Source organism: Shewanella sp. VK101, from assembly GCF_056497865.1.
On sequence record NZ_CM151402.1, the window covers coordinates 4052060 to 4067141 of the forward strand.

8 protein-coding genes are annotated in these 15082 nt (G+C 54.1%); 2 read left to right on the forward strand and 6 right to left on the reverse strand.

All coding sequences use genetic code 11. The annotated features are described in order from the left end of the window. Positions 1-56 precede the first annotated feature (56 nt). A complete protein-coding gene (tcdA, locus tag ACSHSR_RS18060; protein ID WP_335900915.1) occupies positions 57-890 on the reverse strand; it encodes a tRNA cyclic N6-threonylcarbamoyladenosine(37) synthase TcdA in 834 nt (277 codons plus the stop codon). A 638-nt stretch (positions 891-1528) separates the two neighbouring features. Here tcdA and ACSHSR_RS18065 point away from each other — a divergent pair. Further along, entirely contained in the window at positions 1529-2590 is a 1062-nt protein-coding gene (locus ACSHSR_RS18065; RefSeq protein ID WP_107110060.1) for a porin, read from the forward strand. A 117-nt stretch (positions 2591-2707) separates the two neighbouring features. Here the strand turns inward: ACSHSR_RS18065 and ACSHSR_RS18070 are convergent, their stop codons facing one another. Both ACSHSR_RS18070 and ACSHSR_RS18075 read right to left on the reverse strand, forming a co-directional pair. Further along, positions 2708-3364: a thiopurine S-methyltransferase gene (locus ACSHSR_RS18070; protein WP_107110061.1), complete on the reverse strand. Its 657-nt coding sequence runs from the start codon at positions 3362-3364 to the stop codon at positions 2708-2710. Positions 3365-3505: 141 nt separating this feature from the next. Continuing rightward, entirely contained in the window at positions 3506-3853 is a 348-nt protein-coding gene (locus ACSHSR_RS18075; protein ID WP_025888775.1) for a hypothetical protein, read from the reverse strand. A gap of 228 nt (positions 3854-4081) precedes the next feature. Between ACSHSR_RS18075 and ACSHSR_RS18080 the strand changes: the two genes are divergently transcribed. Beyond that, positions 4082-5890 carry a protein kinase domain-containing protein gene (locus ACSHSR_RS18080; RefSeq protein ID WP_071237144.1) on the forward strand — a complete coding sequence of 603 codons (1809 nt, stop codon included), beginning with the start codon at positions 4082-4084 and terminating at the stop codon, positions 5888-5890. Here ACSHSR_RS18080 and ACSHSR_RS18085 read toward each other — a convergent pair. From ACSHSR_RS18085 to ACSHSR_RS18095, 3 genes are all read right to left on the reverse strand, one after another. Next, positions 5887-8670, reverse strand: a complete 2784-nt coding sequence (locus tag ACSHSR_RS18085; RefSeq protein WP_243888451.1) for a M16 family metallopeptidase — start codon at positions 8668-8670, stop codon at positions 5887-5889. The genes ACSHSR_RS18080 and ACSHSR_RS18085 overlap by 4 nt on opposite strands. 119 nt (positions 8671-8789) lie before the next feature. Next, on the reverse strand, positions 8790-11195 hold the full coding sequence (locus tag ACSHSR_RS18090) for a zinc-dependent metalloprotease (RefSeq protein WP_479631014.1): 2406 nt from the start codon (positions 11193-11195) through the stop codon (positions 8790-8792). Between the two features lie 60 nt (positions 11196-11255). Further along, entirely contained in the window at positions 11256-14948 is a 3693-nt protein-coding gene (locus tag ACSHSR_RS18095) for a response regulator (RefSeq protein ID WP_025010323.1), read from the reverse strand. Positions 14949-15082: the final 134 nt, after the last annotated feature.

The following is a 15082-nucleotide window of genomic DNA, read 5'->3' on the forward strand; positions in this document are numbered from 1 at the left end:
GGATTCTAACAATCCAGACACCTGCTGCATTAGACTCAGATCATGTTTTGTGCTGTTTATTCAGACTTGGGATTATTGGCTTCCTGCGCCAAGCGCGCCAACACCCGGCTGGCTGCCACAAAGCCAAAGCTGCCGGTCACCATGGTCACGGCACCAAATCCCGAGGAGCAATCCATTCTCATGCTACCTTCGACACCAACCTTGGTGGAACAGACACTGCCATCCGTCTGGGGATACTTGAGGTGTTCACTGGAAAACACGGCATCAACGGCAAACCGCCGCTGTGGATTCTTGCTGAAACCATACTCTTTACGCAGCAAGTTGCGTACCTTGGCCAGCAATGGATCCTGAAAAGTCTTGGCCAGATCCGTTTGCTGGATCTGGGTTGGATCTGTCTGACCGCCGGCACCGCCAATAGTCACCAACTTAATCTTATTGCGTTTGCACCAGGCGATTAAGGCCGCCTTGGGCTTTACCGCATCTATGCAGTCCACCACAAAGTCTATGCCCTTGTCCTGTGCCAGATACTGACTCAGATTATCTGCTGCAATAAAGTCTTCTATTTCATCCACCCGGCATAGAGGATTAATCGCCTTAATCCGCTGCGCCATCACGGCGACCTTGGACTCGCCTATGGTGTCTGCCAAAGCATGGATCTGACGGTTGGTATTGGTCACACACACATCGTCTAGGTCCATCAGGCTGATGTGCCCTATTCCACTGCGGGCCAAAGCCTCTGCAACCCAAGTGCCGACGCCACCTATACCTATCACCATTACATGAGCCTTGGAAAAGGCTGCCAGTGCAGCAACACCATATAAACGGGCAATGCCGCCAAAGCGCTGTTGATAGGCTTCGGACTCCAGTAGTTCTGTGTCTGTATCTTGCATAACTTGGTTCCCAATTATCTTCGGCGGCATTTTAGCCGAATACCCGGCTATCCCCAAGCCGAGTAAGAGAGTGTGTATATCCCGGGTATGTTTTGCTTGGGCTTATGGATATAAACGGCTTAGTAAATACAGAGCTTCTTTTAGGGATAGATAGGGCACCATGGAGTGAACCAGGACAGCTACTTGGCTATATAAGGCAGAGTTTGCCACTGGCCGGATTGGGTGCCTAAATGAGAACCAGAGCACATAAATATCATTTTTATGATGAAAAATTTCACTTTTATTAAAACTTCATCTATCACTAATTTACAATTTGATCTATTAAAAATAACCAGCTGATACAGTCCTTCATACTGCAAAGTTATCTTTTTATAGCGAAAAGATGATTATGCTGATTTTGTGAACAATGGTGGTTGAATAGTTTTTAACCGAAATGGACATTTTGGTCACAGATTAAGGCTTTTCCCACAAGAATGGGGCAAAAAGTTTGATCTAGGCCACAATCTTGAGCAAACAAAACTGTAAGAATCAGCGCAGCTTTGTGACGGACAGGATGTCCGCTACAAATCCAGGAACACTCGTTTGTTAAATAACCATAAATACATGGAATAGAACTCAGGTTCTAGGGAGCACAACACATGAAGAAGACCCTTATCTCTGCGTCAGTAGCAACAGTTCTGGCCGCAGCCTCTTTCGGTGCGCTGGCTGATGGCCCAACTCTGTATGGCCGTCTGGATCTGGCTGTTACTAACTCTGACCAAGGTAGCACACTTCAGACTGGCACTAGCGGTGTGAAAGAAGGCGAAAATGGCACTTATATCGAAAACAACTTCTCACACCTGGGTGTAAAAGGTTCAGAGAAGCTGACTGATGGTATAGACATCATCTATCAGATGGAGTTCCAAGTAGAGAACACTTCTGGTTCTGGCGACACTTTCAAAGCCCGTAACACTTACCTGGGTGCGAAAGGCAAATATGGTACTGTACTGGTCGGTCGTAACGACACAGTATTCAAGCAAGCTGAAGGCGGCGTAGACGCATTCGGTAACACCAACGCGGATATCGACCGTATGGTTGGCGGCCAAGTTCGTAGCGGTGACGGTGTTTGGTACTACTCACCAAAGATCGCTGACCTGATCACTCTGAACGCCACTTACCTGATGGATGATAATTACCAGACAGTTAAAGATCCTAATGGTAATGTTGTTGAAGCTGATGAGCTTTACGCTCTGAGCGCCACTATCGGTGACAAAAAGCTGAAAGCTCAGAACTACTATGCTGCCATCGCCTACAACAAGGGAATTGGTGGTATCGATGCATACCGTGCCGTAGGCCAAGTTAAGCTGGGTGACTTCAAACTGGGCGGTCTGTTCCAGAACTCTGAAAGCATCGTTGACGGTTCTGACGACAACAACACTTACTTCGTGAACGTAGTTTACAACCTGAACGGCGTTAACCTGAAGCTGCAATACGGTTATGACGAAGCCGGTTTCGGTAAGTACTACAAGGCTCTGGGCGACAATGCTGGCACAGACATCGAAGTGACCAACATCACTGTTGGTGCCGACTACCGTGTAGCCAAGTCTACTCTGCTGTTTGCTCACTACGCAAACTACCAAGGCGAGTACAAAGACGCTGGTGCTAAGTTTGACCTGGAAGACGACAACGTATTCACCGTGGGTGTACGTTACGACTTCTAATCTCTGTTGAGATAGTGGTTATAGACACTAAAGGCGACCTCTTGGTCGCCTTTTTGTATGCCAAAATTTCTACTAATCGCTTGTTCCGCCTTGGATTATTATAATTTCCTGGGGAACTTATTTACGTTTCAGCAGATAGGCACTCTCATTGAGCCAAGGCACCTCTTTGGCAATGAACCTGGGATTGTCGGCCAATACATCGGCTTGCTCCAGCAAAGTGACCTCAAACCACTGGCTCATATGCTCCCTTATCCACTCCTGAGTCACGCTGAATGGCGGCCCCTTGAGCATATCCTGCGGATATTCCAGAGTAACCAACAAGCCGCAACAACCCCTTGGCAACAAGGTGGCCAGCTTGGCGGCATATTGCAAACGCATCTCCTCAGGCCAGGCGATTAGCGCCGCCCTGTCGTAGAAGGCGCCTACCGACGCCAATTGCTCAGCCTTGAGCGCAAACAAGTCGCCCTGCAACAAGGCCATCTGTTCGCTGGAAAACGCCTGCAATTCGCCAAAGGCTTTCTGTTGATACTCAAGGCCGTTCTCTTCAAAAAACTGCCTGACGGCCAACTCGCTCAGTTCGCAACCAAGCAGATCATGGCCCTTCTCGGCCAGATAACACATATCCAAAGACTTGCCGCAAAGCGGGACAAATACCTGCTCATTCCCCCTGAGTGCGAGTGTGGACCAGTACTTCACCAAAAAAGGGTTAATATCCTGCTGGTGAAAACCTATCTGCTGCTTGTGCCAGCGTTCATGCCAGAATCCGGGTTCCATCTATCCATCCTGTGTATCAGAAAACCTTGATACTCTATCGGCTTGGACGCCGATTGCAAAGAGCTCTACAGCAACAGACAAAAAAGCCCGCCGCGGAGCGTGCAATGACTCCGGGGCGGGCAGTATCAGTTTTCAAGCTATTCAGGGCAGTCTGGCCAGGGTCTCCTGCACCTTGCGCAACCAATTACAGTTATCACACTGGCACTTGCGTCGTGACAAATGGTGCGGGCTCAGGCTGGAGTCGACAAAGTCGACTGCAATCAATAACTGCTGCTTCAACTCTTCGAGTGATTTCTGTTCCAGATCCACCAGTTCATCATTCTGGTTCATCCAGATACACTCCAATCCCTGATGACAAAAGTTACAGCGGTCGTCCACCGGATTGTAGAAACCCGCATGGGGACAATGACGCAATTCCATCGACTGTATCACCCTGGGACGAGCATACTCGAACAGTGCGATCAGCTCCTGCTTATCTGGCACTGACATAAGGCCTCCAAATCTCTTCTGCCACTGCGGCTTGTTGCAAACAGGTTACTCTGGGGAGGGCGCGATGAAATTGATATAGGTCAAAGTGCCGCCCAAAAGGATACGCTAGGAAGCCTGGTTCTGAGCTGGATCCCAGAGTCACAACTTGCCGCTGTTATCCCTTGCTGTTTTAATGAGCTTCTGCTTGTTGTTATTTTGTATCCTTGCCTGCACCAATGGAGAAATCGCTTGCAAACACCTGAACTGCAGCACTTTTATATTTCTGAAGAGCAGTCCGTCTATCTGCTTAAGGCCGATGATGCCCGCAAACACAGGGCCTGGATCCGCCTCTGCCGCCAGCAACTGATCAAGTTGGGCTATGATGACCCGCAAATGATAGGCAAAGGCGCCTATGGTTTTGTGTTCGCCGGACGAAACAGCCATGGTCAGGAACATGTATTCAAGTTCTCCCGCATCACCCTGCCTCAGCAGGTACAGGACAGACTGGAAGAAGAGGCCTTCATGCTGTCTCAGGTCAATCATCCCAATGTGCCGCCACTGATAAAGTTCGACAGAGTCGGGCGCCAGGGGATCCTGGTGATGGCCAGAGCTCAGGGCCAGGATCTGGATCAGCGCTGCCGCCGCCAAGGCGCCTTGCCGGTGGCGGAGATCATGAGCATTGCCAGGCAGTTGGCGGATCTATTGCAGTATCTTCGCAGCGGCAGACCCTTGGTACACGGGGATATCAAACCTTCCAACCTGGTTTATGACCCAGAGGAAGACAAGTTGTCTTTGATTGACTGGGGCTCGGCGGTATTTGCCCAGCGCGATGCCGACAACCGCCCGGTTGGCGGCAATGTGATGGAATTAATGTCGAGCGATCAGCAGCATACCAACGCCCGCATGGGCGATGTTTACTTTATCGGCGATGAGCAACTCTCGGGGGCGCTTTCCAGCCCCAGGTTTGATGAACAGGGGGTTGCCGCCACCCTCTATGCGCTGGCGTCCGGCCAGGCCAGCCGCTTCGGTTCCCAGGTGATCCCGCCTACCAGCATAGGTCTGCCGATGGAACTGGCCAGGATCCTCGAGGGGATGTTGGGCTCAGATCCTCTCACCCGCCTCAAGGCCGGCGACTACTTCCTGCGCAGCATGAGATACAGCCAGCATCTTTTACTGCCGCCGCTGCCACAGGAGCTGAATGCCGAGATCCCCGTCTGGGTACAGAAGCGGGCCCGGGACGTGGAAACAGTCAGCTACAGTTCGCGTAAGTCGTTTCTGCGCAGCCATCATCCGGACGCCGATGCCGAGGCTATTCGCGCCGAAGATATTCAACTGGAGAAGTACTACCGCAACTTCCTCGCCGGTATGGGAGACACAGAGAAGGGCTTTATCGCCGCGGTTGGCCGCCTGGGTCAGTATCCTATAGTGGGCGGTTTGGCGATTCATTGGCAGGAGACAGGCGTCTATATCGACTCCAACCTGGCGCTTTATGATGAAGAGCTCAGGCCGGCATTGATTCAGGCGGTCAACAACATGGTGACCCTGGCCCGGGGCATTCATCGCATAGGTATCTTCAAGGCCTGTTTCTTCAACGCCAAAGATACCCTGCACCTGGAGCGCAGCGCCCCTTCAGAGCCGTTCAAGGCCAAGGCGGATCAGCTGCTGCCCTTTGAGGTGGGCGATGTGCCGACACTCGAAGATCAATCCCGGCTGCACTCTTACTTTGAAGATGGCCGGGATCCGGATGAAAACCTGGAGCTGCCTGCGGAAATCATGACAGAGCTGGGCTGGCTCAACCAGATACACCACACAGGCTGTATCATCTTCGAAGCCCTGCCAACCCATATGAAGATCCACAGTTATCTGAGACTGCTCAACCCGAGAAAACAGGCGCAGTTTCGCGCCTGTCTGGACAGGATCCTCAGTCATGTCGACAAGATCCAGGGACAGGGGGTTTCGGGGTTTATGAAGCTGCCCTATAAAAATACCCGCAGGTTCGAACACCTGCAGCGCAAACCGGAACGCTTCTATCCGAGAAACCCCAAGAGCGGAGGTTAGCCGCCGTAACTGCTGGTCACACTCAAGCGGCGATCATTCTCAAGATACTCACGGGCCACGGCTTCCAGGGCTTCTCCATCCAGTTGCCCCAGTATCTGCCTGCGCTGCTGCCATCCCTGCCAGCGGCCCGGCCGACTTTGGGCCGTTGCCGCCAGATCCAACCAGAAACCGTTACTTCCCGGGGCGCTTTCAAACCATTGCAACAAGGGCTGGCGCGCCCGCTCCAGCAAATCGGCATCTATGCCCCCCTTGGCCTTGACTCTGGCCACGACCGCGGCAAAGCCCTGTTCGGCCGCCTTCAGCTTGGCGGCATCTGTGACAGTAAAGAGCCCCAGATAACCGTAACCTGTTGGATGCCAATCGAAATGATTAAAGGTATAAGGCGAATATCCGGCGCCGGCTTTTTCCCTGACCTCTTCATTCAACAGAATGCCCATCACCTGCTCGAGTAACATCAGTTCGCTGTGGCGTCGAACATTCTGCATGTCGGTGGTCGGCCACAGCCAGGCCAGTGCAGCCGAGTTCTCGGCGCCCCGGTGCAAGATTTGGCTCTGTGCCGGCACCTTGGTGAATACCGGACGCTCGAAGGCCGGAGCCTTGGCCGGATGCCGCTTGATGGCGGCGAATGTCTCAGCGACCGCTTTTATCCCCTGAGCCTCATCGAAATCACCTACCAGCGCGATTTCCAGCATTCCCTTATCCAGCGCCGAAGCCAACACCTTGGCAATTTCAGCAAAGTCCCGCTGTAATACCTGTTCTTCCCGGCCATAACCATATCGGGGATCGCCGGGGAACAAGAGTCCGCTCAGACCATCCCAGAAGGCCTCTTCCGGATTGGCATTACGGCTCTGGCTCTCTGCCTTGACTTGTTGCCGGAAGAGGTTGATGGCTTCCTGTCGCCAACCCGGGGCGGTTAGAAAGGCGGCCTGTAGCCCAAGTTGGGTTCTGAGTTCATCGGCATTGGTATTGGTCACGCCGCCAAAGCCTTCAGTACTGACGCCAATATTTGCCGAGATGTTCTGCCCGGCAAAGATATCCGCCAGCTGTTGCCAGGAGTGCTGCTCCAGTCCGCCGTAAATAAAGGCATTATTGAACAGAGTGCCCAAACCTTCTTGGCGCGGAAATGGCAAATCACCGAATCCCAATGACAAGCTGACGGCCACATTACCCTGCTCAAGCTCGGTAGGTTTGAGATTGAGTAGAGTCCCATTGGCAAAACGTAACTGGCGTATTCCGGTATCGGGATCCCGCTTATCGGCCACTATCTTCCCGGGTTCACCAAAGCTTTGATAGGCAAACTCGCTGGCTTGTTTGGCCTTATAGGGGGTAACAGATTGCAGCAAGCTGTTCTCATATGCCGTCAGCAGTTGTTGTTCCGCCGCGGCCGGCGCCTTGGCACCGGAGAGATAGATCCAGGGTTGCCCCTGCCAAAGCTCAGTCAGTGTCTGTTGGATAAGCGCCGGGGTAATTTGCGGCGCCAAGGCCTCAAAAATGGCCAGCTCATCTGCTGGTTCTATCGGTATCAAGTCCTCGGCATCCATTGATACCAAAGCCTCGGCCATATTCAGGCTGTGAATGGTGTTACTGCCGGCCAGATTGAGCTGATACTGCTTATGTTGGCGTTTCAGTGCCTGCTGCAACTCTTCATTGCTGAAACCGTATTGCAAGGCCTGGCGTATGGTCTGCTCCAGCAATACCACACCATCCTGCCAGTTGTCTTCCAGGGTCGCCAGAGCCAATTGCACCCTTCCCGCAGTGCCAAACTCTTCCCCTATCTCAACGGAGGCATCGGTGAAACCTTCTTCGGCAAACAGGTGCGGTTGCAACCTCTGATAGAGCATATTACTCAGCAGCGACTCAAGCATCAGCTGACGACGCCGTTCAATACCATCAGGCTTTGGCTTTATGGGCGTCAGCACCCCAAGAGAGACTTGAGTCGGCAAACTGGGGTCGAAGAAAGCGTCCGCCTGAGGCTGCTTTCTGACTACAGGCGGAGAAAGTTTCACCTGAGCTGCGGCAACCGCCTGAGGGTGCGGCTTCCAATCGGCAAACAACTGCTTGATTTGAGCCTCGGTACGGGCGATGTCCAGGTCGCCGACCAAGATCAGCGTTGTCCGCTCCGGGGTATAGAAACGTTGGTACAAAGAGCGCAGCTTGGCGACATCTGCCGCCTTGATGCTGGCTACTTCACCGATAGGGAAACGTCTGGGCAGCAGGCTGGAGGGGTACCAGAAATGCAACTGGTTACGATAGTTTTCCAGCCCGGCCGATGTGCGCTCCTTGAGCTCGGCCAGCACTACGGCTTTTTCCTGGGCAAGCGCCTTGGGATCCAGAGTGAGTCTGTCGGCAATCTCCCGCATCAACATCAACCCGGTATCCAGCTTCTGCTCATCCCCTTGGGTGATGTTGAACTTATAGACTGTTTGCGTAAATTCAGTCACGGCATTGGTATCGGCGCCAAAGCTCAAGCCGAGACGCTGCAACCTTGGGATCATATCCCCTTCAGGCACAGCGGCCGAGCCTTTGAACGCCATATGTTCCAGCAGGTGCATCAGCCCCTGCTCATTTTCCGCCTCAAGCAGCGAGCCGGAGGCGATCCGCATCCGCATTATGACGGTATTGGCCGGCGTCTTGTTGTCCACCAATTGATATTTAAGACCGTTGTCCAGTTGGCCCTGATGAATGCGAGGGCTGACGCTGAGCCCATCGGCCTTGGCAACGAAGCAGAGAAGCAGCAATAAGCTGCCGAGCCAGGCTCTGAGAAACAGGATTGTTGGCAAAAGAATTCCCCCAAAAAACAGAGGTTCGGTGCAAAACGGGCCCGAACCTCTGGAATATGAAAGATGCCAATATAAGATATGGCATTAATTATGTCACATAATCAATACCTTACGACGTACTAAATCGGCGATCCCGGTGGTATTTCCGCAGGTTTGCTGATCACTCTGACCCCGGCTTGTTTCAGTGCCTGTTCAAGCACAGCTTGCAGTTGTCCATAGTGGGCAGCCTTGTAACCTGAACTTCTTTTTTCCTTTCTGGGCAACTGCTTAAGCAGATAATCCAGCTTCATTCTCACCATGGCTTTGACTTCCGGGGCGCTGGCGTCACTCTCCAGACTCTGCAACATGCCGTCCAAAACCACCGCATTTACCCGCATCGCAATACTGGTCTGATCTCCCGAAGGCAGGGATTTCAGCAGTGTCTTACCCAGCAATCTGTCCAGCAAATCCTCTACCGAAAGCTGCTCTGTGTCTCTGGCAAAGGCCTGATCCACACGGTTGAGCCGCTCAGGGTTCAACAGCGCCGACACAGTGTGGCGACTGAGCACTTCTGCCATGGCCAGCTGATCCACGGCAACCCCCAGAGATGAGCCGAAACTCTCGCGGCTGCGGTAATAGTTGCCGGCCTTGGGCACCAGTTGCTCCAGGAGCTCGGTTGGCAGATAAAGCTCTCTGGGATCCAGAGTCGCCAACAGGGTATCGAGCGCCCGCTTCTGTAATTCCGGCGCAATAAAATGCCAATTACCGCTATCGGCATCGGCCAGATAATTATAGTCAATGCCGCCGACAAACTTGGCAGCAGCGCTAATCTGGTAACGATTCAGCAGATAGATGGGCACCAGAGCATCGCTGAGTTCACCCAAGGGTTGCCCCGGCAACAGCGCCTTCGCGGAAAAGGTCTCCAACGCCTGGCGCCTGACCAGCTGCATTCTGGCCAGCTCCTTGACAGGATCCTCGCCTCTGTCCCAAAGACTGGCATAGGCATGGGCAGCTGAAGCTGCTCGCGAATCGCCCTCGCCTATGTATCTCAACCCCTGCTGCTGCACCTCTTTGAGCAGCGACTTGAGCGCGGCCTGGGTTTGGGCTTCATCACCAAAGTCACCATAACCGTACTTGATGGCAAACTTATCCCAGGCCCCCAGCCCTTCGGCGTAAGGCTGGCTGATATCCACCCGCTTGCCATCGAGGCGCACATAGGGATGGGGATAATCCATCACAGAAGCGTTGTTATTGGTGGAAGCGGCAAAGTTATGGTCCAGCCCCAGGGTGTGACCGATTTCATGAGCCGATAACTGGCGAATACGCGCCAGAGACAAGGCCATGGCGGCTTCATCGGCCGCCTGCCTGTCTTCCCAACCTGCGGTAAGGCCACGGGCAATCAGATGATCCTGACGCACCCGCAGACTCCCCAGAGTGACCTGGCCCTTGATGATTTCACCACTGCGGGGATCTGTCACCGCCGCACCGTAGGACCAGCCACGGCTGGCCCTGTGCACCCACTGGATCACGTTGTAGCGCACATCCTGAGGGTCGGCGCCTTCCGGCAATAGCTCCAACTTGAAACCGTTGATAAACCCCGCCTCATTGAAGGCCTGCTCCCACCAGCGGCCGCCTTCAAGCAAGGCACCACGGATAGGCTCGGGTACACCGGGATCCAGATAATAGGTAATGGGCTCAACCACTTCGCTTGGCTCAGGGCCGGGATTAACCTTCTGCAGCCGGTGGCGCAGCAAGAAACGCTGGTTGATATCCTGATCTATGGCGGTGGCATAGTCCTTGTATTCATCGGACAGATAACCACTCATGGGGTGATAACGACGCGCCTGATAACCCGGCTCGGGCAAGGCGATAAAGGAGTAGCGCAGTCTCAGAGACAGGGCCTGGCCATCCGGGGTCACCTCGGCGACTCTGGCGCCGGCCTTATCACTGGCGAAAGTCAGCTGCACATCCACATCCGAGTTACGCTCGAACGACTTGACCGAGGCTGGCAACACCACAGAGCGGCTGGTGTCCAGACGATAATGCCCTTGGCCCCTGGCCGCCAACTGTTGGCTGATGCCATGCAGGTCCTGCAACATCAAGTCATTGACCGGCACCAGCAGACGTTTGCCAGGCAGGAGTTTACCGCGCCAGAGTACAGATTCGGCAAAGGCTTCATGCACGGCTCTTTGCTCGGCTTGGTCGTCGGTATCGGCACGAAAACGGGTATTGAGCTGTTTGAGCAGGATATAGGGCCCCTGACGCTCAAACTGCACCATGCGGGTATGCCCCAGTTGCCCACGGTCAAGCCCAATATCATTGGATCCGGCGCCGTGGGGCAAGCTGGAAAGCAGCAGCATAGGCTGGTTGAGTTTGCTCGGTTCCAGATACAGCTGCCCAGCTTTGGCATCATAAAAGAGATTGATAAAACCTTCGGCCTGAGTGCTTTCGCTGATGACGTCGGCGGCCTCCCTCTCCTGTGCCGCCTGCGTCAATCCGGGTACCGCGATCAGCGCCAGCAACAAGGTCCAACTTTGAGGTTTCATCCCATCTCCTGATTGTTATCTGTAAGTTGCCATTCAAGTTAAGGGATCGGCCGGTTTATCTCAAGTCCTGCCCACCCATTCACTCAAGGTATCAAAGAGTTCATTGAGCATAATGGGCTTGGTGATATGGGCGTTCATTCCCGCCGCCAGGCTCTTCTCACGATCGCCTGACATGGCGTGGGCCGTCATGGCGATAATCGGCAAGGTCTCCCTGTCGTATTTCTTGCGCAGTTCCCGGGTCGCCGTCAGGCCATCCATCACTGGCATCTGAATATCCATCAATACCGCGTCGTATTGACGCTGCTCCACCATCTCAAGAGCAATTTGACCATTGTCGGCCAGATCTACCTCATAACCGGCGCTGCGCAGCAGTTCAGAGGCCACCTGCTGGTTGATCAGGTTATCTTCCACCAGCAGCACCAAGCCTTTATGACCACCGCTCTGATTGTCGGTAATTTCAGCCACGGTCGCCGGATGGGGTTTCTCGGCGAAGGCAGAGATTATCTCATCAAACAGAGTCGAGGCCTTGAAGGGCTTTTGCAGCAACGCAAACACATTGGCATCTTCCACCTCCTGTGCCAGCGGCTCGGCGGCATAGGCCGTCATCATGATCACCACGGGGCGCTTGCTGATCCTGCCATCGGCCACCATCTCGTCCAGGGTACGGATCACCTCGCGGCCATCCATTTCCGGCATCATCCAGTCGATAAGCAGCAGGTCGGTTTCCTGTTTGCCCAGCTTATAGAGGGCTTCGGCACCGCTGGCGGCTGTGTCCACCTCGAAGTGGAAGTCGCGCATCAGGGTCGAATATATCTGCAGCGCCGTGGAGTTATCGTCCACCACCAGCGCCCGCAGGCTGTTGAGCTGCTCCGGCATCACCAGAGGTTCAATCTTGGCCTCTTCGGCGATCTCAAAGCTGATGGTAAAGCTGAACACACTGCCGACACCCGGCTCACTCTGCACTTGCATCTTGCCGCCCATCATGGACACCAGATGCTTACTGATGGACAAGCCAAGGCCGGTGCCGCCATATTTGCGGGTGGTGGAGCCATCCGCCTGGGCAAAGGCGTCAAACAGTATCTCCTGTTGCTCCTTGCTGATACCTATGCCGGTGTCCCGAACCCAGAATTTGAGGGTAATGCGATGATCGCGTTCGCCGACATCTTCACAACCGAGTTCAATCTCCCCCTGGGAGGTAAACTTAACCGCATTGGACAGCAGATTCACCAGCACCTGACCGAGACGCAGCGGATCGCCCTTGAGGATCAGCCCGGCGGTCACAGGGGCATACAACAACAGCTCGACCCCTTTCTCCTGTGCCTTGAGTGAGTTGATATCCAGGGCGTGCTCCAGCACCTTATCCAGCGGGAAGGAGACCCGCTCCAGCTCCAGCTTACCGGCTTCAATCTTGGAGAAGTCGAGAATATCGTTGATGATCCGCAGCAGTGACTGAGCCGAGAAGCCGGCCTTCTCCAGATAATCTTTCTGCTGCACCGTCAGGTTGGTGCGCTGCGCCAGTTGCAGCATGCCTATGATGGCATTCATCGGCGTGCGGATCTCATGACTCATATTGGCCAGGAATTCACTCTTGTAGAGGTTGGCCAGTTCGGCATCTTTCTTGGCCTCCAACAAGGCCACTTCATTGCTCTTGCTGCGGGTAATGTCTTTGTGGGTACCCAGCATACGCCTGGGCTCATTGTTGGCGGTAAATTCCACCACCCGGCCACGGGACAGCACCCAGTGATACTGACCACTCTTGCCGCGCATCCTGAACTCTATCTCGTAGGCTCCAATAGGATCGGCCAGATACTGCTCGCGATACTCTTCGACCCGGATCCTGTCATCCGGATGGATCAGCTCGTCTATGGTCGACAGCAGCGCCGGAAACTCATTGGTCTTGTAACCCAGCATGGTGTAATAAGCCGGGTTGCAGATGATCTGCTCCGAATCCAGATACCAGTCCCACAGGCCATCTTCCACCGCGTCCATCGCCAGGTGATAACGTTCTTCCGACAATCGCAGCTGTTCGGCCGATTCATATTCGCGGGTCACATCACGCCAAACGGCAATCAAGCCCAGCATCTCGCCGCGGCGGTTATAAAACGGCAGCTTGAGGGTGTCGAGCAGCACGGGCTTGCCGGCCAGCTCGACCTTTTCCTGATAACGCAGCGGCGCCCTGTCTTTAAGTACCTGTTCATCCTCGGCGCGAATTCTGGCGGCCTGTTCCGGGCTGGTAAGTGTGTCTGAATTCAGACCTATCATCTCGGCTTCGGTGTAGCCAAGCACCCGCTCGGCCGACTTATTGCAGCCGAGGTACTTGCCTTCTTTATCTTTGAAGACAATGGCTTCAGGAATCGAGTCCAGCAGAGAGCGCAGCAGGGCATATTCCCGCTCACGTCGCTCTGTGGTTTCTTTCAGCCGTTCGGTGCGCCGGGCCACCAGTTTATCCAGCCGCTTGTTCTGCTCCGCCAGGTGACGGGTATATTGCTGGTTCTCTTCAAAAATGCGGCTGACCAACTGGAACCAGGGCTCCCAGCCCTGGGTGATCTTCTCCGGCGGCCGAATCGGCTCACGGGAACAGTCTTCCAGGTGCGAAAGCAGGCGCGAGGCCGGGCTGACGAAAGAGCGACGAGTCTGCCAGTGCACTATGGTCACCAGCACGGACAGCGCCAGTACCACAAGAATAAAGGTCAGCTGCAGCTTCTCGAACGAGTCCAGAAACAGGTCATCGACATCCTGCAGATAGAGCAGACGCCAGGGGGCGTTGTGCAGCGCCACTGAGTGGATGTAATAGCCGTTACGGATCATCCCCTCGTGGGCATCGAACAGCTCGGACTCCGGCAGTGAATGCAGCTCGGATGGGATCCGCTGACTGATGTGGTAGACCCGGTTAATGCTGGAGGTATCAAAATCGCTGTGGGAGAGAATATTGTTGCCTTGATCCAGCAAAATCACTGTGCCCGGCATCTTGAAATAGAGACGTATCTGTTTGGCGAGCGATGCCAGTGTCATGTCCAGATTAATGGAGCCGATAAACTCATCTTCGAGATAGATGGGCACCCCGAGCGTAGTCAAAAGACCATTGCCGGCCGAGTCCACATAGGCCTCACTCCAGAACACACTGCGCTGTGGGTTCATCGCCGGCGTCGCCAGTTGAAACTGTTTCTTGTTCAGCAGTTCATCGCGAAAACGCTGCTCGTCCGAAGGCCAGGGGTAATAGGACATCATTCGCCGCTTGGACAGGTAATAGATGGCCGAGGCCTTGGGCGCTGCTTCCTTGGCGACCGGGAACGACAACGACAGCTCGAACAGCATCTCCAGTTCCTGATAGAACTTGTCGCTGCGGCCATCGAGAGAACCGGAACCGGTTATCCGCCCCATGTTGGTGAATGGCTCACCACTCTTGGCGTAATTGGGCTCCAGGGTAAAGAACTGACCGCTTTCGTTGAATTTCTCGTACTGGGGCAGCCTGTCCTTGCGTACCTGCTCGGCCAGGCGCAAGTGATCCACGGCCACATTACGCAGGCTCTTGACCGCACGGATACTGGATTCCAGCAAGAGGTCAATCTGCATCACATGGCGATCGACCTGTTCTTCTCTGAGCTCCATCTGTTGGGTCTTCTGGCGCTCAAAAAACACCCAGGCGGTGAGCAACGCCAGTACAATTACCCCCATATAGGTGTAAAACACTGCGCGGTTGTAATTTTTCTGGATCGGAGATTTCAGCTGCAGATCCGGCTCACTCGATTTCATCCATTACCCTTGCATCACGTCCCATCCCCAAGCGGCGGGAAGGAAGAAGAACAAAGCCAATATCATATACTTAATTTGGTCGAATATGCAGTACCCCGCACAAAGCAAAGGCCCCGAAATGGGGCCTTTTTCAG

What these genes read in the sequence shown, in the direction of transcription:
- tcdA (WP_335900915.1), bottom strand. Translation starts at nt 890, where the DNA reads ATGCAAGATACAGACACAGAACTACTGGAGTCCGAAGCCTATCAACAG.
- ACSHSR_RS18065 (WP_107110060.1), top strand. Translation starts at nt 1,529, where the DNA reads ATGAAGAAGACCCTTATCTCTGCGTCAGTAGCAACAGTTCTGGCCGCA.
- ACSHSR_RS18070 (WP_107110061.1), bottom strand. Translation starts at nt 3,364, where the DNA reads ATGGAACCCGGATTCTGGCATGAACGCTGGCACAAGCAGCAGATAGGT.
- ACSHSR_RS18075 (WP_025888775.1), bottom strand. Translation starts at nt 3,853, where the DNA reads ATGTCAGTGCCAGATAAGCAGGAGCTGATCGCACTGTTCGAGTATGCT.
- ACSHSR_RS18090 (WP_479631014.1), bottom strand. Translation starts at nt 11,195, where the DNA reads ATGAAACCTCAAAGTTGGACCTTGTTGCTGGCGCTGATCGCGGTACCC.
- ACSHSR_RS18095 (WP_025010323.1), bottom strand. Translation starts at nt 14,948, where the DNA reads ATGAAATCGAGTGAGCCGGATCTGCAGCTGAAATCTCCGATCCAGAAA.